The following is a 21,412-nucleotide window of genomic DNA, read 5'->3' as shown; positions in this document are numbered from 1 at the left end:
CCTTATTGTTTTTATTGTTACCGCGCTCTAGGCAAAGCCCCCGATATCAGGCATATAATTTGCTTATGTTTGGCGCTCACGCGCCCTGTCGTGGATGGCGCATTGCGCCGGCGAATAAGGTGTTAAGCCCCTGCCATGAAACCATCGCTAGTCCTGAGAATGGGCCAGCAGCTGACGATGACACCGCAGCTGCAACAGGCCATCCGCCTGCTCCAATTGTCGACCCTGGACCTGCAACAGGAAATCCAGGAGGCCCTGGAGTCCAACCCGATGCTCGAACGCCAGGAAGAAGGCGACGACTTCGATAATGCCGACCCACTGGCCGACAACATAGAGCAAAAACCCAATCCCGACGTCCAGGAGCCGTCCTACCAGGAAACCGCACCCACGGTGGATAACCTGGAAGAAGGCGAATGGAACGAACGTATTCCCAATGAACTGCCGGTGGATACGGCCTGGGAAGATGTCTACCAGACCAGCGCCAGCAGCCTGCCCAGCAACGACGATGACGAGTGGGACTTCACCACCCGCACCTCCGTCGGCGAAAGCCTGCAGAGCCACTTGCTGTGGCAACTGAACCTTGCCCCGATGTCCGACACCGATCGCTTGATCGCGGTGACCCTGATCGACTGCATCAACAATCAGGGCTATCTGGACGAGACCCTCGAAGAAATCCTCGAGGCTTTCGACCCGGAACTGGACATCGAGCTGGACGAAATCGAGGCGGTCCTGCACCGCATCCAGCAGTTCGAGCCCGCCGGCATCGGCGCGCGCAACCTCAGCGAGTGCCTGTTGCTGCAACTGCGCCAACTGCCCGCCAAGACACCGTGGCTGGCCGAAGCCCAACGCCTGGTCACCGACTATATCGACCTGCTGGGCAGCCGCGACTACAGCCAGTTGATGCGTCGGATGAAGCTCAAGGAAGATGACCTGCGCCAGATCATCGAACTGGTACAGAGCCTCAACCCGCGTCCCGGCTCGCAGATCGAGTCCAGCGAAGCCGAGTATGTCGTCCCCGACGTGATCGTGCGCAAGGACAACGAGCGCTGGCTGGTGGAGCTGAACCAGGAATCAGTGCCGCGCCTGCGGGTCAACCCGCAATACGCAGGTTTTGTACGCCGGGCCGACACCAGCGCCGACAACACCTTCATGCGCAATCAGTTGCAGGAGGCTCGCTGGTTCATCAAGAGCCTGCAAAGCCGCAACGAGACCCTGATGAAAGTGGCCACCCAGATCGTCGAGCATCAGCGCGGCTTCCTGGAATATGGCGACGAGGCGATGAAACCGTTGGTGCTGCATGACATTGCCGAAGCAGTGGGCATGCACGAATCGACCATTTCCCGGGTCACCACCCAAAAATTCATGCATACCCCACGGGGTATATATGAGCTGAAATACTTTTTCTCCAGCCACGTCAGCACCTCCGAAGGCGGTGAATGCTCGTCCACGGCGATCCGCGCGATCATCAAAAAACTGGTTGCGGCGGAAAATCAGAAAAAGCCGTTGAGTGACAGCAAGATCGCTGGTTTACTGGAGGCACAAGGCATTCAGGTCGCCCGTCGAACCGTCGCCAAGTACCGCGAGTCCCTTGGGATCGCGCCTTCCAGCGAGCGTAAGCGATTGATGTGACGGGCGGGCCATAGCGTTCCAGTGGCGGGTACTCCTACCCGCCGCTTTATGCACTGGCAACGAAGGAGAAGCTGTATGCAAGTCAACATCAGTGGACACCAACTGGAAGTGACCGAACCGCTGCGCGCCTACATCAGCGAGAAACTCAAACGAATTGAGGGGCATTTCGACAAGATCACCAATGTGCAAGTCATCATGTCTGTCGAAAAGCTGAAGCAGAAAATCGAAGCCACCTTGCGTATACCCGGCGGGGAAGTAGTCGCCAATGCAGAGCATTCAGACATGTATGCCGCCATTGACGACCTGACCGACAAGCTGGATCGCCAAATCAAAAAGCATAAGGAAAAGCAGCAGAGCCTTCTTCAAGGCACAGGCCGCTAACACTCCCCACCCATGATTCGACTTGAAACCATCCTGACCCCCGGCCGTTCACTCGTGAACGCGCCGGGTGGCAGTAAAAAGAAAGCCCTCGAACAGATTGCCAACCTGATCAGCCGCGAAGTGCCTGAGCTGGTGATGCAAGATGTATACGAGGCTCTGATTGCTCGTGAAAAACTCGGTTCGACCGGTTTTGGCAACGGCATCGCTATTCCTCATTGCCGCCTAAAAGGCTGTGAAACACCGGTGAGCGCCCTGTTGCACCTGGACGCCCCCACTGATTTCGACGCTATCGACGGCGCCCCGGTTGACCTGCTGTTCGTCCTGCTGGTCCCGGAAGCGGCCACCGATGCACACCTGGAACTGCTCCGGCAGATCGCCAGCATGCTTGACCGTGACGAAGTACGTAAGAAACTGCGTAGCGCCAGCACCAATGAAGCGCTGTATCAGGTTGTCCTGGATGAACAAAGCGGGCAGTAATCATGCGTTTGATCATCGTCAGCGGGCGTTCCGGCTCAGGTAAAAGTACGGCCCTCAACGTGCTCGAGGACAGCGGTTTCTATTGCATAGACAACTTGCCGGCCGGCCTGCTGCCCGAGCTGGCAGAACGCGCCTTGATCCATACCGAGCTGGCACAGCCGCTGGTGGCGGTGTCCATTGACGCACGCAACCTGCCCAGCCACCTCACGCGCTTCCCGGAATTGCTCGAAGAGGTACGCGCCAAGCATATCCATTGCGACGTGCTGTACCTGGATGCCGACGAAGAAACGCTGCTCAAGCGCTTTTCGGAAACCCGTCGCCGCCACCCGCTGAGCAGCCCGCACCGCTCGCTGGCCGAAGCCATCGAGGACGAGACCAAGCTGTTGGGGCCGATCATTGACCTGGCCGACCTCAAGATCAACACCACCAGCCTGAACCTTTACCAACTGCGTGACGCCATCAAGCTGCGCCTGCTGAACCAGCCGGAACCCGGCACCGCGTTCCTTGTTGAGTCCTTTGGCTTCAAGCGGGGCATGCCGGTAGACGCCGACCTCGTATTTGACGTGCGTTGTCTGCCCAATCCTTACTGGAAGCCGGAGCTGCGCGACCAGTCCGGGCTGGACCAACCGGTTGCCGATTACCTGGCGGCGCAACCGGATGTCGAGGAGATGTTCCAGGATATCTCCAGCTACCTGCTCAAGTGGCTACCGCGCTTTGCCGCCAGCAACCGGGCCTATGTCACCATCGCTATCGGCTGCACTGGCGGGCATCACCGCTCCGTCTACCTGACCGAGCGCCTGGGCCAGGTCTTGCAGCAAACCCTCAAGAATGTCCAGGTTCGCCACCGCGACCTCAGCTGAAAGGAACACCTTCGCGATGCCCGCTCTGGAAATTGAAATCATCAACAAACTGGGCTTGCATGCCCGCGCGTCGGCCAAGTTCGTCGGAGTTGCGGGCCAGTTTCCTTGCCAGGTGCGTGCCGGGCGTACGCCAGAGTCCATGGTCGATGGCAAAAGCATCATGGCCATGATGATGCTTGCCGCAGGCAAGGGCACGACGATTCATCTGAAGACCGAAGGTGAGCAGGAACAGGAAGCGCTGGATGCGCTGGTGAAGTTGATCAACAACTACTTCGATGAAGGCGAATAGCCCTTCTTTCCTGAATGCAGCACAAATCAATGTGGGAGTGGGCTTGCCCGCGATAGCTGGGAGTCAGTCGATACATACTTGACTGATACACCGCTATCGCGGGCAAGCCCGCTCCCACATTTTTTATGCCGAGGTGTCTGCATCGCAAGCAAGCCAGCTCCCACACTAGCCAGCTGCCACATTGCTTTTTGCGTTAGGCATCAGCCCAGCGCTGTATCCATGGCCATCATCAGGCAAAACCCGATGCACAACCCCAGGCTGGCAAGTTTGTCATGGCCATTGCGTCGCGACTCGGGGATTACTTCGTGAGTCACCACCAGTAGCATCGCCCCGGCCGCAAGGGCCAAACCCAGAGGCAGCAGCATCTCGGCCAGGCTGACCAGCCAGGCACAGAGCACGGCAAACACCGGCTCTACCAGGCCGGATGCCGCCCCAATCAGGAATGCCTTGACCCGCGACATCCCCGCCCCTGCCAGCACCAGCGCAATCACCAGCCCTTCCGGCACATCCTGCAAGGCTATGCCCATGGCCAGGCTGTCGGCATCGGGCATACCGCCACCCGCCGAGACGCCTACCGCCATGCCTTCGGGAATATTGTGGGCAATGATCGCGAACACAAACAGCCAGATACGCGGCGGGATCACCGGTTTATCGGGCGTACCGACCAGCATCTCCGGGCTGGCACCGGAGACCTTGCGGTCCACCAGAAACAGGCCGAAGGCACCGAGCATGATGCCGAAGCTGACCAGGCCGCTGGACGCCCAGGGAGTGAGCCCCAGGTTTTCGGCGGCGGCGACCCCTGGCACGACCAGCGAAAACGCGGTCGCCGCGAGCATCACGCCAGCACCGAAGCCCAGCAACGTATCGCTGACCGCTAACGGCATCCGCCGGATCACCAGCACCGGCACCGCCCCCAGCGCCGTACCCAGGGCGCAGATTGCGCCACCTTGCAGTGCGCGCAGGATCCGCGGCTCCAGGTTCAGCCAGGCCAGCCCGTGGGCCACCAGCAATGCCATTCCCGCCAACAGCAGCAGCGAGCCAAACGCATAACGAAACATTCGTACGCTGCTGATCGCCAGTGTTTCAGTGCCCATAGTCGGCCTTAAGTCTTGTTATGAAAGGTCATTAAGCGAGGGCCGCCTGGTAGCGCTCAGCGACTTCCGGCCAGTTGATAACACTGTAGAAGGCGTTGATGTATTCAGGACGGCGGTTCTGATAAAGCAGGTAGTAGGCGTGTTCCCACACGTCCAGACCGAGGATCGGCGTATTGCCATTCATCAACGGGCTGTCCTGGTTGCCACTGCTCTCGACTACCAGGGTCTTTTGCGGGGTCACGCTCAACCAGGCCCAGCCACTGCCGAAGCGGGTCAGAGCAGCTTTGGTAAAGGCCTCCTTGAAGGCGTCAAAGCCACCCAACTGCTCATCAATCGCCTGGCCCAGGGCACCTTCGGGCTTGCCGCCGCCCTTGGGCGACATGACGGCCCAGAACAATGAGTGGTTGGCATGCCCGCCCCCCTGGTTAATCACCGCTGCGCGCAGCTTTTCCGGCAGTTGCTGGACGCTGGAGACCAGTTTCTCGATGGGCCAGCCAGCAAACTCAGTACCTTCGACCGCCGCATTGAGGTTATTGATGTAGGTCTGGTGGTGCTTGGTGTAGTGGATTTCCATGGTTTGCGCATCAATATGCGGCTCCAGGGCATCGTAGGCGTAAGGCAAGGCAGGCAGGGTGTAGGACATATCAATGTGCTCCATAAAAAGGGCTGTTGCGGGTCGGCGCATCCGTCGACGCCGTATGGCTGCCTAGCAAGCGATGGGTACGGGGGTATTCACCGTGATCGCTGATGAAATTCAACAGTTCGACGTAGGTCTTGCTGCTCTGGCGCAAGGCCGCCTCGCGCAGAGGCTGAGGCAGCCGGGTGTCCTGCATGGTCTGCAGCAAGCGCTGGTGAATGGCGCAGAGGTATTCCGCGCTTTCTTCCGGCTGGTTCAGGCGCAGGTGCAGGTCCGCCAGGTTGTGATGGGAAATGACGCAAGCGGCTACGGCTTCGTCGGCATCACCCCAGCGCTCGAACAACACTTGGGCCAGGGCCAGGGCTTGCAGGTAATGCTCGCGGGCATCCACCAGTTCGCCCTGCATAAAGCAGTGATTGGCCCGTTCGATCGTGCGTTTCCAATGCTCCATGGTGAGCCTCCAAAGCAGGGTCGGTGATTACACGCCACCCGCCGTGAGCTTTTCCGGATCCAGGAGGATTTCCAGTTGGCTGCGGGGCAAGTCGGTGTGCTCAAGCGCCACATCAATCACCGGCCGGCCTTGTTGATAGGCTTTCTTGGCGATTTCAGCGGCCTTTTGGTAACCAATGATCGGGTTGAGTGCGGTAACCAGGATCGGGTTACGCGACAGCGCTTCCTTGAGCTTGGGTTCGTTGACCTTGAAGCTGGCGATGGCCTTGTCTGCCAGCAGACGGCTGGAGTTGGCCAACAGTTCCAGGCTGCTGAGCAGGTTCTGGGCGATGATCGGCAGCATCACGTTGAGTTCGAAGTTGCCGGACTGACCGGCGATGGTGATTACGCTGTCATTGCCGATCACCTGGGCCGCGACCATGGCCGTAGCCTCTGGAATCACCGGGTTGACCTTGCCCGGCATGATCGACGAGCCCGGCTGCAGACCTTCGAGTTCGATTTCACCGAGACCGGCAAGGGGGCCGGAGTTCATCCAGCGCAAGTCGTTGGCGATTTTCATCAGCGACACGGCAATCGCTTTGAGTTGGCCGGAGACGGCAACGGCGGTGTCCTGGGAGCCGATCAGAGCAAACAGGTTCTTGCCCGGAGTGAACTGCACCTGGGTCAGGCTGCTCAACTGCTGACTGAAACGCGCAGCAAACTCAGGATGCGCGTTGATACCGGTGCCAACGGCCGTGCCGCCCTGAGCCAGGGCCTGCAGGCTTGGCAGTAAGCCCTGCAAGTGCGCGATATTGGCCTTGAGTTGCTGCGCCCATCCTTCAAGCACCTGGCTCATGCGTACCGGCATGGCGTCCATCAGGTGAGTACGCCCGGTCTTGATGAACGGATGAACTTCCACCGCCTTGCGCTCGATCACTGCAACCAGATGCAGCAACGCCGGCAACGTCTGTTCATGCAGCACCAACGCGGCGCTGACGTGAATGGTGGTCGGGATGATGTCGTTGCTGCTTTGCCCGCAATTGACGTGGTCATTGGGGTTGACCGGCTCGCCCAGCAGGCGGCTGGCCAGGGTCGCAATCACTTCGTTGGCGTTCATGTTGGAGCTGGTGCCGGAGCCGGTCTGGAAAATATCCACCGGGAAGTGCTGCATGAAGTCGCTTTCCAGCAAGCCTTGGGCGGCGTCGACGATGGCTTTGCCCTGGCTTGCGCTGATCTGCTTGAGATCGACGTTGGCCTTGGCGGCGGCGGCCTTGGCCAAGATCAGGGCGCGGATGAACTGGGTCGGCATGCGCTGGTGGCTGATCGGGAAGTTATCCACCGCACGCTGGGTTTGCGCGCCATACAACGCGTCGGCCGGTACCTGTAGTTCGCCCATGCTGTCGCGTTCGATACGGGTGTTACTCATCGGAAGATCCTTGCACCAAGTCGGAGTGAGAAATCGAAGGTTGCAGTTCGCAAGTCGCCAATTGCCAGGCAAAGGTCTGCCAGCGCTTGAGGCGGCAGGCACAGTGAGACAGGTTTTCCAGGTCGCGCAGCGGGCGCCAGGCCTGGTCCAGGCATGTGGAGCGCCAATGCCAGGGCAAGGCGATATCGGTGGCAGTGTCGAGCAGCAGACGGAACGAGGTCTCGGCGATGGTCCACGGGTGCGTGGCCGTGCAACAGGCCAGATAGCGGCCTTCGCTGAGGTAGTGTTCGATCAGGCGCGGCTCGTCAGGGTTGAGCCCGCAGCGAATCTGACGACTCATCCAGCGCCAGCTTTCCAGGTAGGGATCCTCGTGCAGGACAGAACTCATGACCCATGCTCACTCGATAATGATATTTATTATTAAATGATATTGAGAATCAAAACAAGCTATTGAACCGATACCTTTGTCGGCCTTGTGATATTCCAGGCAAAAAAAAGCGCCACCCTGGGGGTGGCGCTGTTGTGTAACGGGTTGCGGCTTAGCTGCCGGCGACGGTCATGCGTTCGATCAGCACCGAGCCGGTGCGGATATTGCTGCGCAATTCCAGATCGTTACCCACGGCGACGATCTGCTTGAACATGTCGCGCATATTGCCGGCGATGGTCACTTCCTGGACCGCGAACTGGATTTCGCCATTCTCCACCCAGAACCCCGCCGCGCCTCGGGAATAATCGCCCGTCACCATGTTCAAGCCGTGGCCCATCAGCTCGGTCACCAGCAAACCACGGCCCATGCGCCGCAGGAGCGCCGCCTGGTCTTCGTCGCCATGGGTCACGAACAGGTTGTGAACCCCACCGGAGTTGGCGGTACTCGGCAGACCGAGCTTGCGCCCGGCGTAGGTGCCAAGCACGTAGGACACCAGCTCACCGTTCTCGACAAACGGCTTGGCGTAGGTTGCCAGGCCGTCGCCATCAAAGGCCGAGCTGCCCATGGCGCGCATCAGGTGCGGGCGTTCGTCCAGGGTCAGCCACTCCGGAAACAGCTTCTGCCCCAGCGCGCCTTCAAGGAACGACGATTTGCGGTACAGATTACCCCCGGAAATCGCCCCGAGAAAGCTGCCGAACAGACCACCCGCCAGTTCCGCCGAAAACAACACCGGCACTTCGCACGTCGGCACCGGGCGCGCACCCAGGCGGCTCGCCGCCCGTTGCGCGGCGCGCTGGCCGATGCTCACCGGGTCCGCCAACAGCTCACCCTGGCGACTCACGTCATACCAGTAGTCACGCTGCATCTGGCCATCGGCCTCGGCGATCATCACGCAGCTCAAGCTATGGCGCGTCGACGCATAGCCGCCGATAAACCCGTGGCTGTTGCCATACACCCGGCAACCCTGGTGGGTGCTCAGGGTGGTGCCATCGGCATTCTTGATCCGGCTGTCGGCATCAAACGCCGCGGCTTCGCAGGCCAGGGCCTTTTCGATGGCCTGCTCGGGAGTGATATCCCAGGCGTGAAACAGGTCGAAATCCTTGAGATCCCGCGCCATCAAGGCCGCATCCGCCAAACCCGAGGCCTCGTCTTCGGAGGTGTGCTTGGCAATCGCCAGTGCGGCGGCAACCGTCTCGCGAATCGCTTCCGGGCCGCTGGCCGAAGTGCTGGCCGAGCCTTTGCGCTGCCCCACATACAAGGTGATGCCAAAACCCTGGTCGCGGTTGAACTCAACGGTTTCCACTTCCCGCTGGCGTACCGAAGTCGACAGGCCCTGCTCCAGCGACACCGCCACTTCACAGGCACTGGCGCCCTGGCGCTTGGCCTCGGCGATGATCTGCTCAACTTGTTCCTGCAGTGCCGGTAACGCTTGTGGACCGACGCTTTGGGCTGCACTCATAGTTCTCTCCACTCAAATTCTGCTTTCGGTTAAGGCCATCGAGCGACCGGGCCGGACAAGCGGCCCCCGACTGGTTATCATGGCGGCGTTTCTTTGCGGACTGCCACCATGGTTGATTCTTACGACGACTCCCTCGATGGGGAGAAAAGCAAAACCCAGGTCAAACGCGAGCTGCATGCTCTGGTTGATCTCGGCGAGCGCCTTACAACACTCAAGCCGGACTTGATTGCCAAACTGCCACTGACCGACGAAATGCGCCGGGCCTTGGCGGATGCACCCAAGCACACCGCGAATATCGCGCGTAAACGGCACATCATGTTTATCGGCAAGCTGATGCGCGACCAGGACACTGACGCCATTCTGACTTTGCTCGATCAACTCGATGCTTCCACCCGCCAATACAACGAACGTTTCCATAACCTGGAACGTTGGCGTGACCGCCTGATCGGCGGTGACGACGCTGTATTGGAGAAGTTCGTCCTGGACTATCCGGACGCCGACCGCCAGCAACTGCGCTCCCTGATCCGTCAGGCCCAGCACGAACTGGCACAGAACAAGGCGCCGGCCACCAGCCGTAAAATCTTCAAGTACATCCGTGAGCTGGACGAGACTCAACGCGGCCTGCGCTGATCCTCTTCCCCGGGTGGCGGTCTTCGCCACCCGAAGCTCCACGCCTTACGACCCCGTACCACCCACGGTGATCGCATCAATTTTCAGGGTTGGCTGGCCGACACCCACCGGCACCGACTGCCCATCCTTGCCACACATCCCCACACCGCTGTCCAGCGCCAGGTCGTTACCGACCATCGACACCTTGCTCATGGCTTCCGGGCCGTTGCCAATCAGGGTTGCACCCTTGACCGGCGCGGTGATCTTGCCGTCTTCGATCAGATAGGCTTCGCTGGTGGAGAACACGAACTTGCCGCTGGTGATATCCACCTGGCCGCCACCAAGATTGGCGCAATAGATCCCACGCTTCACCGAGGCAATGATCTCTGCCGGGTCGCTTTCGCCCGCGAGCATGTAGGTGTTGGTCATGCGCGGCATCGGCAAATGCGCGTAGGACTCGCGACGGCCGTTGCCGGTACGCGCCACGCCCATCAGGCGCGCGTTGAGCTTGTCTTGCATATAGCCCTTGAGCACGCCATTTTCGATCAACGTGGTGCACTCGGTCGGCGTACCTTCGTCGTCGACGCTCAGGGAACCACGGCGACCGGCCAATGTACCGTCGTCGACAATGGTGCAGAGCTTGGAGGCGACCATTTCGCCCATGCGCCCGCTGTAGGCGGAGCTGCCCTTGCGGTTGAAGTCACCTTCCAGGCCATGCCCCACCGCTTCATGCAGCAAAACCCCGGACCAGCCCGAACCCAGGACCACCGGCAGCGTACCCGCTGGCGCCGGAATGGCTTCCAGGTTGACCAGCGCCTGGCGCAACGCCTCGCGGGCATAGCCCATGGCGCGGTCGTCGGTGAGGAAATAGCGATAATCCGTACGCCCACCGCCACCGTGGCCGCCGCGCTCGCGACGCCCGTTCTGCTCGACGATCACACTGACATTAAAGCGCACCAGCGGGCGCACATCGGCCGCCAGGCTGCCATCGGTGGACGCCACCAGGATGCGCTCCCAGACCCCGGCCATGCTCACGCTCACTTGCTGGATACGCGGGTCGAGGGCCCGGGTTGCAGCATCCACACGCTTGAGCAACTCGACCTTTTCGGCACGGGTCATTACTTCCAGTGGATTATCCGGGCCGTACAACTGGGCCACGTCCTGGGTACTGAACGCCTGCACGGTGCCGTGCTGCCCGGCGCGGGAAATCGAACGCGCCGCGCGGGCGGCCAGGCCCAGGGCTTCGAGAGTGATGGCATTGCTATAAGCAAAGCCGGTCTTCTCACCGGACTGCGCGCGCACGCCAACCCCTTGGTCAAGGTTGAAGCTGCCGTCCTTGACGATCCCGTCTTCCAGGGACCATGACTCGGAAATCTGCCCCTGGAAATACAGGTCTGCAGCATCAATACCCGGCCCGGCCAGGTCACCCAGTACGGTTTGCAGACTTTCGATGGTCACGCCACCGGGCGCCAGGAGGTGTTCACTGACTGAGGACAACAACTCGCTCATAGGTTCGGCCTTAAATTCATCGTTCTGAAGCAGGTCGCTGTGCGCCCTGCGAGAAAAAGCGCCGGTGGCCTGCCACCGGCATGCGCGCCCGTATCGACGCTTGTTCGCTGCTATCGCGTTCGGCCAACAACACCGCTTCGCCTTGATCTTGTTGCGCCAGTACGCGCCCCCATGGGTCGATAATTGCCCCATGGCCAAATGTTTCCCGTGGCCCCGGATGCACACCGCCCTGGGCGGCCGCCAGCAGATAGCACTGGGTTTCTATGGCCCGGGCCCGGATCAGCACATCCCAGTGCGCAGCCCCCGTTACCGCCGTAAAGGCCGAAGGCGCAGTAATCAATTCGGCCCCCGCCGCACGCAATTCGCTGTACAACTCGGGGAAGCGCAGGTCATAACAGACCGTCAGCCCCAGGCGCCCAACCGGCGTATCGGCCACCACTACCTGGTTACCGTAAGCATAGTCGTCAGATTCGCGATAACGACCGCGCGCATCCGCCACGTCCACGTCGAACAGATGCAGCTTGTCGTAGCGCGCCACAATCTGCCCCTGCGCGTCGATCAACAGCGAGCACGCATTGGACTTGGCGTCGGGCTGCCCGAGCGGGGGCAACGGCAAGGTACCGGCCACTATCCATAAGTTGAGGTCACGGGCGGCCAGTTTCAACCACGGCAGGATCGGCCCCTCGCCCACCGCTTCGGCGTGGCCGATAGCGGCCACGTCACGGCGGCCCATGGCGGCGAAGTTTTCCGGCAGCACTGCCAGTTGCGCGCCCCCCGCCGCCGCCTGCTCCAGCAACCGCCGGGCCTGGGCCAGGTTGGCCAGAACATCACTCTGGCTGACCATCTGGATTACCGCAAAGGACATGGGCCGACACTCCATAAAAAGCATGGGGCCATGCTACTCCACAGGGGCTTATTGCGGTTTTTCAAATGGCTTGTCGAAGGTGATTTTTGGATCTTTCCATGGCCCTTCCACCTTGTACTGGACGCTGGCAAAACGCGAGACCCGATCGCCAATCAGTTTGTCGATCAGGAACAGTGCGCCGCCAATGGCCGGTGCCCCCACGATCAACGCGGCGATCGGCAGGTTGTTGGTCACCGGCAGGGTCACCAGCAACTTGGCATCGACACGGTCAGCCACCAGGTCCAGCGTGCCGTTAAGCTCCAGGTTGCTCGACGGCCCGGTGAGAACAATCGGCTCACGGGTCACAAACACACCATTGCTGGCGGCCAGCAGGCCCTTGACCCGATCGTAGCTCAGGCCCTTGCCGAGCAAGTCCGAGAAGTCCAGGCGCAAACGCCGGCCAATCGAGTTGAAGTTCAGCAGACCAAACACCCGCAACGCCTGGGCACCGCCCTCGACCTCGACAAACTGGCCCTTGCGGAACGATGCATCCAGGCTCCCGGAAAACCGCTTGGGCCCAACCCACGCAGGCGAACCCGGCCAGCGTCCATCAACATCCAGATGGAAGCTCTGGCTGGTCACGGTGGGCGCGAAGCCCCAGCCTTTAAGCACATCGGCGATATTCTTGCCGTCCAGGCGCCCCTTGTACCAACTGCTGCTGGCGCCCGGCGCCCCTTCCCAGCCACCGGCCCCCTTGAGCCGCATACCCTTGAGGCCCAGGTCGAGGTTGTTGAAGGCCATGCCCTTGGCCGTCGGGCGCACCTTCAAGGACCAGGCACCGATCAAGTCGGGCCCCTGCAACAACTGGCCAATGGAAATATCCAGCGCCGGAATGTCCTTGGGATCAATGTTCGCCAGGGGATCAGGCGCGTTCTCGTCGGCCTGTACCGTGGGGTCAACCGCCGGTAGCTTCACGTATTGCAGATTGATGGCGATGGGTGCGCCCTTGGCATCCGGCAGGCCAATAGCCCCCTTGGCTTGCTGGCTGTCGAGCTGCAGCCCCCAGGCCGCGGGCTTGCGCTCCAGTTGCAGGCTGACCTGGTCGAATTGAGTACCAAAGCCTGTCAGCTTGCCGATCTTGAAATCGGCACTGCTCAACAGTTGCTTGGCATTGCCACTCGGATCATTGCCGGCGTAGCGGTCCACCAGTTTCTTCCACGGATCTATATCCAGCTCCGACAGCACCCCGCGAATCCGCAGGCCCTTGCCACCGGGCAGCAAGGCATCGCCATCCCCGAGGAACAGTTCGCCACGGCCCTGGGCAAAGTTGTTCGCCGGGGCTGCAAAGGTAAAGTTCGCCAGCTCGCCGTAATCAAACCAGTAGCGTCGCTCTGCGCCCTGCAAGGTCATGCGGAACACACTGTCGCGGCCCTGACTGGCGGACATGCCAAACGGCGCAGGCAAATCCACCGCCACGCCTTTGAGGTTGGAACTGACCCGCAACTGGCTGTCGGCACCGTCCAGGTCCAGTTGCAGTTGATACGGGATATCCCCGGACACCGGCAGCGGCTGGCCGACTTTCAGCCAGTCGGTGAGGCGCTTGACCGTCACCTGGCCCTTGGCGGTGACCCGCGTGCTGAGATTGCCCGGCTTGCCACCAGCAGCAATCTGCGCCGTGATTGGCCGGTCAAAGGCCTGGGCACTGATGTTCTGGCCACTCAGACCCTTGGTGCTGTCGAAGCGGAATTCGCCCTTGAGCTGATTCAGGTCCAGGGTAGGCTCGGCCAGTTGCAGGTGCGCCTTGTCAGTCTTGAAGTCCACCACGATTTTCGGCTCGGTGCCTTTGGCCAGGGGGATGTCCAGGTCGAGTGAACCTTGCAGGTCGCCCTCGCCTTTCCAGCCGGCAAACGTCGACGCCGTGCCGATGGGGGCTTCCTGCAGGATCTTCAGGCCGTCACCCAGCCCACCGGCAAACCCGCCCGTCAGCAACAGATGACTGTCATGGCCAGGAAGCGCATGGGGAATGTTGACGTAGATATCCTTGACCTTGGTGTCGAGCAATTGCCCCTTGCTGGCCAGGATGCGCACACCGGTTTCTTCGACAAACACTTCACCGGTCACCTTGCTCACATGGGGCCAGCCAGGCTGGAACGCCAGCTCGGCGTCATGCACCTTGAAGAACAGGCTGATATTGCGCGCCGCCGTCACCGCATCGTGGTTCAACGAACCTTGATACTGGAAGAAGCCTTCATCGACCGCGCCCTTGAGAATGGCCGTACGCAGCCATTCATCCAGGGCCGGGCTCAACACCGCCGGCAGGTATTTGGGGGTAAAGCGTCCATCGCCCTCGACCATGCCGACCCGCAGGTCCATGTAGTCTTCCTGGCTATGATCGAAATGCAGACGAATCAGGAAGTCCGCCGCGACCTTGCCCTCTTCCCCCAGCACCTTGATATACGGAGCGATCAGCGTGAAGCCTTGTTTATCCAGCTTCCACGTCAGGCGCGCGTTGGCCTGGATGTACTGCCAGGGCTTGGCGAAAATCGGGTACAGGTGCAAGGCAAAGTCCTTGCTGTCCATGCGCAGCTCGCCCTGGCCCAGGTCGCCGCTGATGCTGCCGGAGACATTGCGGGCCGCCGGTGCGCCGAAATACGCATCAAAGCCCACCCGCTCGAGGTTGGCGGCAAAGCTGACGCGCTGATCGCCCGTCTCCTGGGGACGATAATCCACCAGGACATTGCGCAGCACGCCCGTGGCTTTCAACGCTTCGACGGTCTTGGCAAAACCCTCGGGCAATGGCGCCAGGGCGTTGAGCAAGGGGGTGATCGGCGTCAGGTCCAGGCGGTCGGCCTGAAGGTTCCAGGTTTCCTGGGCCTTGTCGGTGGCCAGGGTTTGCTGCAATTGCAGGTGCGACTCCCAACGGGTGTCGCCCAGGTTCATGGCCAGCGAGTCGAAGACCACCTTAAGGCCGCGGTCACTGCGTTGCAGGTAGGCCGTCAGGCCCAGGTTGTGGATGCTCACGGGTTTGCGCTGGGCATACCGCACCTTCACTTGCGGCGCATTGAGCCGCGCGGCGGCGCTTTGCAGCGCTCCGCCGGCCCAGGTCAGCCAGAGTTCGCCGCCGGCTTTCAGCTCATTGAGTTTCCAGTCCCGGGTCAACTTCGCCGGAATCCATTGCGCCCAATTGCTCTGGGGCAGGCTCAGGTAGGCCTGGACTTCACCATCGCGCCACTGGCTAGCGCGGATCCGCGTGCGCAGGCTGAGGGCCAGCGGCTGCCCATCGGGCAAGGTCAGGCGTGCATCCAGGCGTTGGCGGGTGGCACCGGTTTGCAGGCTCAGGCCCACATAGGTCAAGGTCAGCGGCGCTTGTTCAAACGGTTGCAAAGTGACCTGGCTGTCGAGCAGCGAAATCTTCGCCACCGCTTGCATGCGCGTGAGCAGTCGTTCCGGGTCCAGGGGCTGGTCGTCCTGCACAGGCAGGCCTTGCAGCGCCCAACGGCCGTCCTGGTCCTCCTTGACACTGAGCTGCAATCCGCTGACTTCCAAGTGGGCAATGCGCACATCCCACGCCAGCAAGCTGGCCCAGAGATCGGGCACCACTTGCACCTGGTCCAGGCGCAAGGCACTGCTGCCCTCGCCGACCATCACGTCATGGGCCAGCAAGACCGGGGCAAAGCCGCTCCAGCGCCCTTCCAGGCTGCCAATGCTCAGGGGCATGTCGACCGCCGCCTGCGCCTTGGCCTCGACTTCGGCACGGTACTCCGCCACCAATGGCGTCAATTCACGGCCCAGGCTGACGTAGACCGCCGCCAGTACCAACAGCAATGCACACAGGCCAAGGCCCCAACGGGTCAGTGCGGCAAAAAAGCGTTGTAGACGCTCCATGTCAGGCGACCCTCAAGGTAATAGTCGGACGGCAGATCAAGGTCTGGCGGTCTCGTTGAACAGGACGGATGCGAATCAGAGCAGCACCACGTCGTATTGTTCCTGGGAATACATGGTTTCGACCTGGAAACGGATGGTACGGCCAATAAAGCCCTCCAGTTCCGCAACGTTGCCCGACTCTTCGTCGAGCAACCGATCAACCACCTTCTGATTGGCCAGGACTCTATAACCCTCGGCCTGGTAAGCGCGTGCCTCTCGTAGAATTTCCCGGAAAATCTCGTAGCAAACCGTTTCCGGGGTCTTCAACTTTCCGCGCCCCTGGCAACTGCTGCACGGCTCGCACAGCACTTGCTCAAGGCTTTCGCGGGTGCGCTTGCGGGTCATCTGTACCAGGCCCAACTCGGTGATCCCGATGATGTTGGTCTTGGCGTGATCGCGCTCCAGCTGCTTTTCAAGGGTGCGCAACACCTGGCGCTGGTGTTCTTCATCTTCCATGTCGATGAAGTCGATGATGATGATCCCGCCCAGGTTGCGCAGGCGCAGTTGACGGGCAATGGCGGTGGCGGCTTCGAGGTTGGTCTTGAAGATGGTTTCTTCAAGGTTGCGATGGCCGACGAAGGCGCCGGTGTTGACGTCAATGGTGCTCATGGCTTCGGCCGGGTCGACCACCAGGTAGCCACCGGACTTGAGCGGCACCTTGCGCTCCAGGGCCTTCTGGATTTCGTCCTCGACGCCATACAGGTCGAAAATCGGCCGTTCGCCGGGGTAGTGTTCCAGGCGATCGGCGATTTCCGGCATCAGTTCGGCGACAAATTGCGTGGTGCGCTGGAAGGTTTCCCGCGAGTCGATGCGGATTTTCTCGATCTTCGGGCTGACCAGATCACGCAGGGTTCGCAGGGCCAGGCCCAGGTCTTCGTAGATGACACTCGGCGCGCCGACGGTCTTGATCTGGGCCGCGATCTGGTCCCACAGGCGCCGCAGGTAGCGGATGTCCATGAGAATTTCATCGGCACCGGCACCTTCGGCGGCGGTGCGCAGGATAAAGCCGCCCGCCTCTTTGATACCTTCGGCCGCCACGCAATCGCTGACCACCTTTTTCAGGCGCTCACGCTCACCTTCGTCTTCGATTTTCAGGGAAATACCGACGTGGGCGGTGCGCGGCATGTACACCAGGTAACGCGAAGGAATCGACAATTGCGTGGTCAGGCGCGCGCCCTTGGAACCAATCGGGTCTTTGGTGACTTGCACCACCAGGCTCTGCCCTTCGTGCACCAGGGCGCTGATGCTCTCGACCGCTGGGCCTTCGCGCAGGGAGATTTCCGAGGCATGGATAAATGCGGCACGGTCCAGGCCGATATCGACAAAGGCTGCCTGCATGCCCGGCAACACCCGCACAACCTTACCTTTATAGATATTGCCAACGATCCCGCGCTTCTGGGTGCGCTCGACGTGCACTTCCTGCAAAACACCGTTTTCTACCACCGCCACGCGCGATTCCATCGGCGTGATATTGATCAGAATCTCTTCACTCATGGCTGGGTCTCGTTCAGGCGTTTTCACAATAGTGGCCGATCGCTAAAAGGTGGCGCTGGAGTAGAGCGTTCAGCGCACGGAAAGGTGTTGCCAACAGGGTATGCCGAAATGGCCCAGCAGTTCTGCTGTTTCGCAGACCGGCAGGCCAACGACTGCCGAGTAGCTGCCATTGAGCCCGGCGACAAATACCGCCGCCAACCCTTGGATAGCATAGCCGCCCGCCTTGTCCTGGGGTTCACCACTGTGCCAGTAAGTCGTTGCTTCTTGTGTGGAAACCTGACGAAAGCGCACGCGACTGCTGACCAGGCGCGTTTCGCAGCGCTGACCATCGAGCAGGGCAATGGCGGTGAGGACTTCGTGTTCACGATCAGAAAGGGCCAGCAGCATGGCCAGGGCATCGGCCTGGTCCACGGGCTTGCCGAGGATCCGGCCATCCAGGATGACGGCAGTATCGGCCCCCAGCACGCAGGCATTTGCGGTATCGGCCAATGTCGCCAGGCCTGCAGCGGCTTTGCCGCGGGCCAGGCGCTCGACGTAGGACGCAGGCGACTCGTCGCCCAGGGGGGTTTCATCAATAGCGGCGTTGACCACGGTGAACGGCACGCCAATCTGGGTCAGCAGTTCACGCCGCCGAGGAGAGCCGGAGGCCAGATAAAGCGATTGCATTGCAAACTCTCCCTGCGGGTTCGATAACCAGGCAGAGCTTCGCGCCCCACTCAATTGATTTTATAGCGGCGACACAACCCACGCAGACCGAAGCTGACCCATGGCCACAACAGCGCGCTGACCAGCGCCGGCAAGACCAGCGCGAGGGTCGGCTGGCGGTTACCGGTCAAGGCGCTAAGCCACAGTTGCACCAACTGGGCCAGACCGAAGATCACCAGGATCACCAGGCATTGCTGCCACATCGGAAACATGCGCAGGCGTTGCTGCAGCGACAGCACCAGGAAGGTAATCAGCGTGAGAATCAAGGCGTTCTGGCCGAGCAAGGTGCCATACATCACGTCTTCAGCCAGCCCCAGGCACATCGCGGTGACCATGCCGACTTTGTGCGGCAAGGCCAGGGCCCAGAAGGCCAACAGCAAGGCCAGCCACAGCGGACGCAGGATTTCCATGAATTGCGGCATCGGCGAAACGCTGAGCAACATACCGATGGCGAAGGTCAACCAGACCATCCAACCATTGCGTGAATATGTACCGGCCATTATTGCGCCCCCTGTCGAGTGGTTGCTGGCGCAGGTGCAGCAGCAGGCGTGGACGCCGCAGGCCTGACCGGCCGGGCAGGTGTTGCCGAAGCGGGTGCGGCGGGTGTCGCCACTGGCGCTGCCGGTGTCGCAGGCTTGGGTACGGTTGCGGTGCCGTCCTGCCGGTCCTGCGCTTCCTGGGCCTGGGCAGCCTCGTTGGCGCGCTCTTCTGGCGTGCGCGTGTCACTGAACACCAGCAACAGGTAGCGGCTACGGTTCAGCGCGGCTGTCGGCACGGCACGGACAATCGCGAAAGGCTGGCCGGAATCGTGGATCACTTCCTTGACCGTCGCCACCGGATAGCCCGCCGGGAATCGCTGGCCGAGGCCGGAGCTGACCAGCAGGTCGCCTTCCTTGATGTCGGCGGTGTCGGCCACATGCCGCAATTCCAGGCGCTCCGGGTTGCCGGTACCACTGGCAATCGCCCGCAGGCCATTGCGATTGACCTGCACCGGAATGCTGTGGGTGGTGTCGGTGAGCAGCAGCACGCGGGAGGTATAGGGCATCAACTCCACCACCTGGCCCATCAGGCCACGGGCATCGAGCACCGGCTGGCCAAGGACCACGCCATCGCGCTCGCCCTTGTTGATGATGATGCGATGGGTGAAGGGGTTGGGGTCCATGCCGATCAACTCGGCCACTTCGACCTTTTCGTTGACCAACGCGGAAGAATTGAGCAACTCGCGCAGCCGGACGTTCTGCTCGGTCAGGGCCGCAAGCTTTTGCATGCGCCCCTGCAGCAGCAGGTTTTCGGTCTTGAGCTTTTCGTTCTCGGCCACCAGTTCTGTGCGGCTGCCAAACTGGCTGGCCACACCTTGCCATAGCCGTTGCGGCAGGTCGGTGATCCAGTAGGACTGCATCAATACCAGCGACATCTGGCTACGCACTGGCTTGAGCAGTGTGAAGCGGGCATCGACCACCATCAGCGCGACCGATAGCACGACCAGCACCAACAAGCGCACGCCCAATGAGGGGCCTTTAGTGAAGAGCGGTTTAATAGGCCGCTACTCCCGGGCAGATATTCTCTTTATTCATACGGCATCAAACCGGCCTGGATGCAGATTGAAGAAGATAAACGCCAACAGGCAGCACTGCAAAGTGCTGCCTGTTGGCGAAACATGGCGCAACCAACGATCTTATTCGCTGGAGAGCAGGTCCATGGTGTGTTTATCCATCATTTCCAGTGCACGACCACCGCCACGGGCAACGCAGGTCAGCGGGTCTTCGGCGACGATCACCGGTAGGCCGGTTTCCTGGGCCAGCAGCTTGTCGAGGTCACGCAGCAAGGCGCCACCACCGGTCAGCACCAGGCCACGCTCGGCGATATCGGAAGCCAGTTCCGGCGGCGACTGCTCCAGCGCGCTCTTGACCGCCTGAACGATGGTGGCCAGGGACTCTTGCAGAGCTTCCAGCACTTCATTGGAGTTCAGGGTAAAGGCACGTGGCACGCCCTCGGCCAGGTTGCGACCGCGAACATCGACTTCGCGCACTTCGCCACCCGGGTAGGCGGTGCCGATTTCCTGCTTGATGCGCTCGGCGGTTGATTCGCCGATCAGGCTGCCGTAGTTACGACGCACATACGTGATGATCGCTTCGTCGAAGCGGTCGCCGCCAACCCGTACGGATTCGGCATACACCACGCCATTGAGGGAGATCAGGGCGATTTCAGTGGTACCGCCACCGATATCCACCACCATCGAACCACGCGCTTCTTCAACCGGCAGGCCGGCGCCGATGGCAGCGGCCATTGGCTCTTCGATCAGGAACACTTCGCGGGCACCGGCACCCAGGGCCGATTCACGGATGGCACGACGCTCCACCTGGGTGGATTTGCACGGCACGCAGATCAGCACACGAGGGCTGGGCTGCAGGAAACTGTTTTCATGAACCTTGTTGATGAAGTACTGCAGCATCTTCTCGCAGACACTGAAGTCGGCGATCACGCCGTCTTTCATCGGACGAATGGCGGCAATGTTGCCAGGTGTACGGCCGAGCATGCGCTTGGCCTCGGTGCCCACGGCAACGACACTTTTCTGATTACCATGGGTCCGAATGGCCACAACCGATGGCTCATTCAGGACGATACCGCGCTCGCGCACGTAAATAAGGGTGTTGGCAGTGCCCAGGTCGATGGAAAGATCGCTGGAAAACATGCCACGCAGTTTCTTGAACATGGGAAAGGGACCCTAGGCAACGCGTGGGTAAAAAAGTGCGGCAAACTCTAACAACGACAGGGATTTTGGGCAAGGCGCCAATGTGCTAAATTGGCAGACTTTCTGTGCACCTAACCCCACAATCGCGGCCTTATGACCGTAGAAATGCGGTAGTGTTCCGACAATCTAACACACGGATAGCTTCCGTTCTGTTTTCCACTGGAGAATCCCATGGCGCTTGAACGCTCCGACGTGGAAAAAATCGCTCATTTGGCCTGCCTGGGCCTCAATGAAGCCGATCTTCCACAGACCACCGCAGCCCTGAACAGCATTCTCGGGCTGGTCGACCAGATGCAAGCGGTGAATACCGATGGCATCGACCCCCTGGCCCACCCACTGGAAGCCAGCCAGCGCCTGCGCGCAGACGTCGTGACCGAACGCAATAATCGCGAGGCCTACCAGTCCATCGCACCAGCGGTCGAAAACGGCCTGTACCTGGTTCCGAAAGTCATCGACTAAAGGGAAAG

21 protein-coding genes are annotated in these 21,412 nt (G+C 60.9%); 7 read left to right on the top strand and 14 right to left on the bottom strand.

Going from position 1 to position 21,412, the window contains the following annotated elements; translation table 11 throughout:
* Positions 1-135 precede the first annotated feature (135 nt).
* From JFT44_RS01580 to JFT44_RS01560, 5 genes are all read left to right on the top strand, one after another.
* Positions 136-1,629 (top strand): RNA polymerase factor sigma-54, encoded by a 1,494-nt coding sequence (locus JFT44_RS01580; protein ID WP_057445159.1) that lies wholly within the window; start codon positions 136-138, stop codon positions 1,627-1,629.
* Between the two features lie 75 nt (positions 1,630-1,704).
* Entirely contained in the window at positions 1,705-2,010 is a 306-nt protein-coding gene (gene hpf, locus JFT44_RS01575; RefSeq protein ID WP_032860085.1) for a ribosome hibernation-promoting factor, HPF/YfiA family, read from the top strand.
* 12 nt (positions 2,011-2,022) lie between these two features.
* Positions 2,023-2,487: a PTS IIA-like nitrogen regulatory protein PtsN gene (ptsN, locus tag JFT44_RS01570; protein ID WP_057958463.1), complete on the top strand. Its 465-nt coding sequence runs from the start codon at positions 2,023-2,025 to the stop codon at positions 2,485-2,487.
* A 2-nt stretch (positions 2,488-2,489) separates the two neighbouring features.
* Positions 2,490-3,347: an RNase adapter RapZ gene (gene rapZ, locus JFT44_RS01565; protein ID WP_057438109.1), complete on the top strand. Its 858-nt coding sequence runs from the start codon at positions 2,490-2,492 to the stop codon at positions 3,345-3,347.
* A 16-nt stretch (positions 3,348-3,363) separates the two neighbouring features.
* Complete coding sequence (locus JFT44_RS01560; RefSeq protein ID WP_057438107.1) at positions 3,364-3,636, top strand: HPr family phosphocarrier protein; 273 nt, start codon at positions 3,364-3,366, stop codon at positions 3,634-3,636.
* Between the two features lie 200 nt (positions 3,637-3,836).
* Here the strand turns inward: JFT44_RS01560 and JFT44_RS01555 are convergent, their stop codons facing one another.
* The 6 genes from JFT44_RS01555 to pmbA all read right to left on the bottom strand — a co-directional run bounded on the left by JFT44_RS01555 (position 3,837) and on the right by pmbA (position 9,108).
* The gene (locus tag JFT44_RS01555) at positions 3,837-4,730 is read right to left on the bottom strand and encodes a ZIP family metal transporter (RefSeq protein WP_057958461.1); all 894 of its coding nucleotides are present in this window, start codon (positions 4,728-4,730) and stop codon (positions 3,837-3,839) included.
* A 31-nt stretch (positions 4,731-4,761) separates the two neighbouring features.
* Positions 4,762-5,373 carry a superoxide dismutase gene (locus JFT44_RS01550; protein WP_057958460.1) on the bottom strand — a complete coding sequence of 204 codons (612 nt, stop codon included), beginning with the start codon at positions 5,371-5,373 and terminating at the stop codon, positions 4,762-4,764.
* Position 5,374: 1 nt separating this feature from the next.
* Positions 5,375-5,818, bottom strand: a complete 444-nt coding sequence (locus JFT44_RS01545; protein ID WP_057958459.1) for a hypothetical protein — start codon at positions 5,816-5,818, stop codon at positions 5,375-5,377.
* Positions 5,819-5,845: 27 nt separating this feature from the next.
* A complete protein-coding gene (locus JFT44_RS01540) occupies positions 5,846-7,222 on the bottom strand; it encodes a lyase family protein (protein WP_057958458.1) in 1,377 nt (458 codons plus the stop codon).
* Entirely contained in the window at positions 7,215-7,610 is a 396-nt protein-coding gene (locus JFT44_RS01535; protein WP_057438105.1) for a hypothetical protein, read from the bottom strand. Before JFT44_RS01535 ends, JFT44_RS01540 begins: the two co-directional genes overlap by 8 nt.
* Positions 7,611-7,761: 151 nt before the next feature.
* Positions 7,762-9,108 carry a metalloprotease PmbA gene (gene pmbA, locus JFT44_RS01530; RefSeq protein ID WP_057958457.1) on the bottom strand — a complete coding sequence of 449 codons (1,347 nt, stop codon included), beginning with the start codon at positions 9,106-9,108 and terminating at the stop codon, positions 7,762-7,764.
* Positions 9,109-9,216: 108 nt separating this feature from the next.
* On the opposite strand from pmbA, the gene yjgA reads away from it, so the two are divergent.
* Positions 9,217-9,738: a ribosome biogenesis factor YjgA gene (yjgA, locus tag JFT44_RS01525; RefSeq protein WP_029291815.1), complete on the top strand. Its 522-nt coding sequence runs from the start codon at positions 9,217-9,219 to the stop codon at positions 9,736-9,738.
* 45 nt (positions 9,739-9,783) lie between these two features.
* On the opposite strand, the gene tldD is transcribed toward yjgA, so the two are convergent.
* The 8 genes from tldD to mreB form a co-directional block, all read right to left on the bottom strand.
* Complete coding sequence (gene tldD / locus JFT44_RS01520; RefSeq protein WP_057958456.1) at positions 9,784-11,226, bottom strand: metalloprotease TldD; 1,443 nt, start codon at positions 11,224-11,226, stop codon at positions 9,784-9,786.
* A gap of 16 nt (positions 11,227-11,242) precedes the next feature.
* Entirely contained in the window at positions 11,243-12,091 is an 849-nt protein-coding gene (locus JFT44_RS01515; RefSeq protein WP_057958455.1) for a carbon-nitrogen hydrolase family protein, read from the bottom strand.
* 48 nt (positions 12,092-12,139) lie between these two features.
* Positions 12,140-15,955 (bottom strand): YhdP family protein, encoded by a 3,816-nt coding sequence (locus JFT44_RS01510; RefSeq protein ID WP_198830298.1) that lies wholly within the window; start codon positions 15,953-15,955, stop codon positions 12,140-12,142.
* Positions 15,956-16,030: 75 nt separating this feature from the next.
* The gene (gene rng / locus JFT44_RS01505) at positions 16,031-17,488 is read right to left on the bottom strand and encodes a ribonuclease G (RefSeq protein ID WP_115128995.1); all 1,458 of its coding nucleotides are present in this window, start codon (positions 17,486-17,488) and stop codon (positions 16,031-16,033) included.
* A 69-nt stretch (positions 17,489-17,557) separates the two neighbouring features.
* Positions 17,558-18,154 (bottom strand): nucleoside triphosphate pyrophosphatase, encoded by a 597-nt coding sequence (locus JFT44_RS01500; protein ID WP_115128996.1) that lies wholly within the window; start codon positions 18,152-18,154, stop codon positions 17,558-17,560.
* 50 nt (positions 18,155-18,204) lie between these two features.
* Positions 18,205-18,693 carry a rod shape-determining protein MreD gene (mreD, locus tag JFT44_RS01495; protein WP_057958452.1) on the bottom strand — a complete coding sequence of 163 codons (489 nt, stop codon included), beginning with the start codon at positions 18,691-18,693 and terminating at the stop codon, positions 18,205-18,207.
* Positions 18,693-19,730 (bottom strand): rod shape-determining protein MreC, encoded by a 1,038-nt coding sequence (gene mreC / locus JFT44_RS01490; protein WP_081044183.1) that lies wholly within the window; start codon positions 19,728-19,730, stop codon positions 18,693-18,695. Before mreC ends, mreD begins: the two co-directional genes overlap by 1 nt.
* Positions 19,731-19,868: 138 nt before the next feature.
* Positions 19,869-20,906: a rod shape-determining protein MreB gene (gene mreB / locus JFT44_RS01485; RefSeq protein WP_002555108.1), complete on the bottom strand. Its 1,038-nt coding sequence runs from the start codon at positions 20,904-20,906 to the stop codon at positions 19,869-19,871.
* A 210-nt stretch (positions 20,907-21,116) separates the two neighbouring features.
* Between mreB and gatC the strand changes: the two genes are divergently transcribed.
* On the top strand, positions 21,117-21,404 hold the full coding sequence (gene gatC / locus JFT44_RS01480; RefSeq protein WP_057958450.1) for an Asp-tRNA(Asn)/Glu-tRNA(Gln) amidotransferase subunit GatC: 288 nt from the start codon (positions 21,117-21,119) through the stop codon (positions 21,402-21,404).
* The last annotated feature ends 8 nt before the right edge of the window (positions 21,405-21,412 follow it).

This window comes from Pseudomonas sp. MF5691 (assembly GCF_016405645.1).
GTDB classification, from domain to species: domain Bacteria; phylum Pseudomonadota; class Gammaproteobacteria; order Pseudomonadales; family Pseudomonadaceae; genus Aquipseudomonas; species Aquipseudomonas shahriarae.
Note: the sequence above shows the minus strand (reverse complement) of the source record. Positions and strands in the feature narration are given on the sequence as shown.

Coding starts and splice junctions, on each gene's coding strand:
- yjgA (WP_029291815.1), top strand. CDS start 9,217: ATGGTTGATTCTTACGACGACTCCCTCGATGGGGAGAAAAGCAAAACC.
- mreB (WP_002555108.1), bottom strand. CDS start 20,906: ATGTTCAAGAAACTGCGTGGCATGTTTTCCAGCGATCTTTCCATCGAC.
- pmbA (WP_057958457.1), bottom strand. CDS start 9,108: ATGAGTGCAGCCCAAAGCGTCGGTCCACAAGCGTTACCGGCACTGCAG.
- JFT44_RS01535 (WP_057438105.1), bottom strand. CDS start 7,610: ATGAGTTCTGTCCTGCACGAGGATCCCTACCTGGAAAGCTGGCGCTGG.
- JFT44_RS01560 (WP_057438107.1), top strand. CDS start 3,364: ATGCCCGCTCTGGAAATTGAAATCATCAACAAACTGGGCTTGCATGCC.
- tldD (WP_057958456.1), bottom strand. CDS start 11,226: ATGAGCGAGTTGTTGTCCTCAGTCAGTGAACACCTCCTGGCGCCCGGT.
- JFT44_RS01510 (WP_198830298.1), bottom strand. CDS start 15,955: ATGGAGCGTCTACAACGCTTTTTTGCCGCACTGACCCGTTGGGGCCTT.
- JFT44_RS01515 (WP_057958455.1), bottom strand. CDS start 12,091: ATGTCCTTTGCGGTAATCCAGATGGTCAGCCAGAGTGATGTTCTGGCC.
- JFT44_RS01550 (WP_057958460.1), bottom strand. CDS start 5,373: ATGTCCTACACCCTGCCTGCCTTGCCTTACGCCTACGATGCCCTGGAG.
- ptsN (WP_057958463.1), top strand. CDS start 2,023: ATGATTCGACTTGAAACCATCCTGACCCCCGGCCGTTCACTCGTGAAC.
- mreD (WP_057958452.1), bottom strand. CDS start 18,693: ATGGCCGGTACATATTCACGCAATGGTTGGATGGTCTGGTTGACCTTC.
- JFT44_RS01540 (WP_057958458.1), bottom strand. CDS start 7,222: ATGAGTAACACCCGTATCGAACGCGACAGCATGGGCGAACTACAGGTA.
- JFT44_RS01580 (WP_057445159.1), top strand. CDS start 136: ATGAAACCATCGCTAGTCCTGAGAATGGGCCAGCAGCTGACGATGACA.
- JFT44_RS01500 (WP_115128996.1), bottom strand. CDS start 18,154: ATGCAATCGCTTTATCTGGCCTCCGGCTCTCCTCGGCGGCGTGAACTG.
- JFT44_RS01545 (WP_057958459.1), bottom strand. CDS start 5,818: ATGGAGCATTGGAAACGCACGATCGAACGGGCCAATCACTGCTTTATG.
- rng (WP_115128995.1), bottom strand. CDS start 17,488: ATGAGTGAAGAGATTCTGATCAATATCACGCCGATGGAATCGCGCGTG.
- gatC (WP_057958450.1), top strand. CDS start 21,117: ATGGCGCTTGAACGCTCCGACGTGGAAAAAATCGCTCATTTGGCCTGC.
- hpf (WP_032860085.1), top strand. CDS start 1,705: ATGCAAGTCAACATCAGTGGACACCAACTGGAAGTGACCGAACCGCTG.
- JFT44_RS01555 (WP_057958461.1), bottom strand. CDS start 4,730: ATGGGCACTGAAACACTGGCGATCAGCAGCGTACGAATGTTTCGTTAT.
- rapZ (WP_057438109.1), top strand. CDS start 2,490: ATGCGTTTGATCATCGTCAGCGGGCGTTCCGGCTCAGGTAAAAGTACG.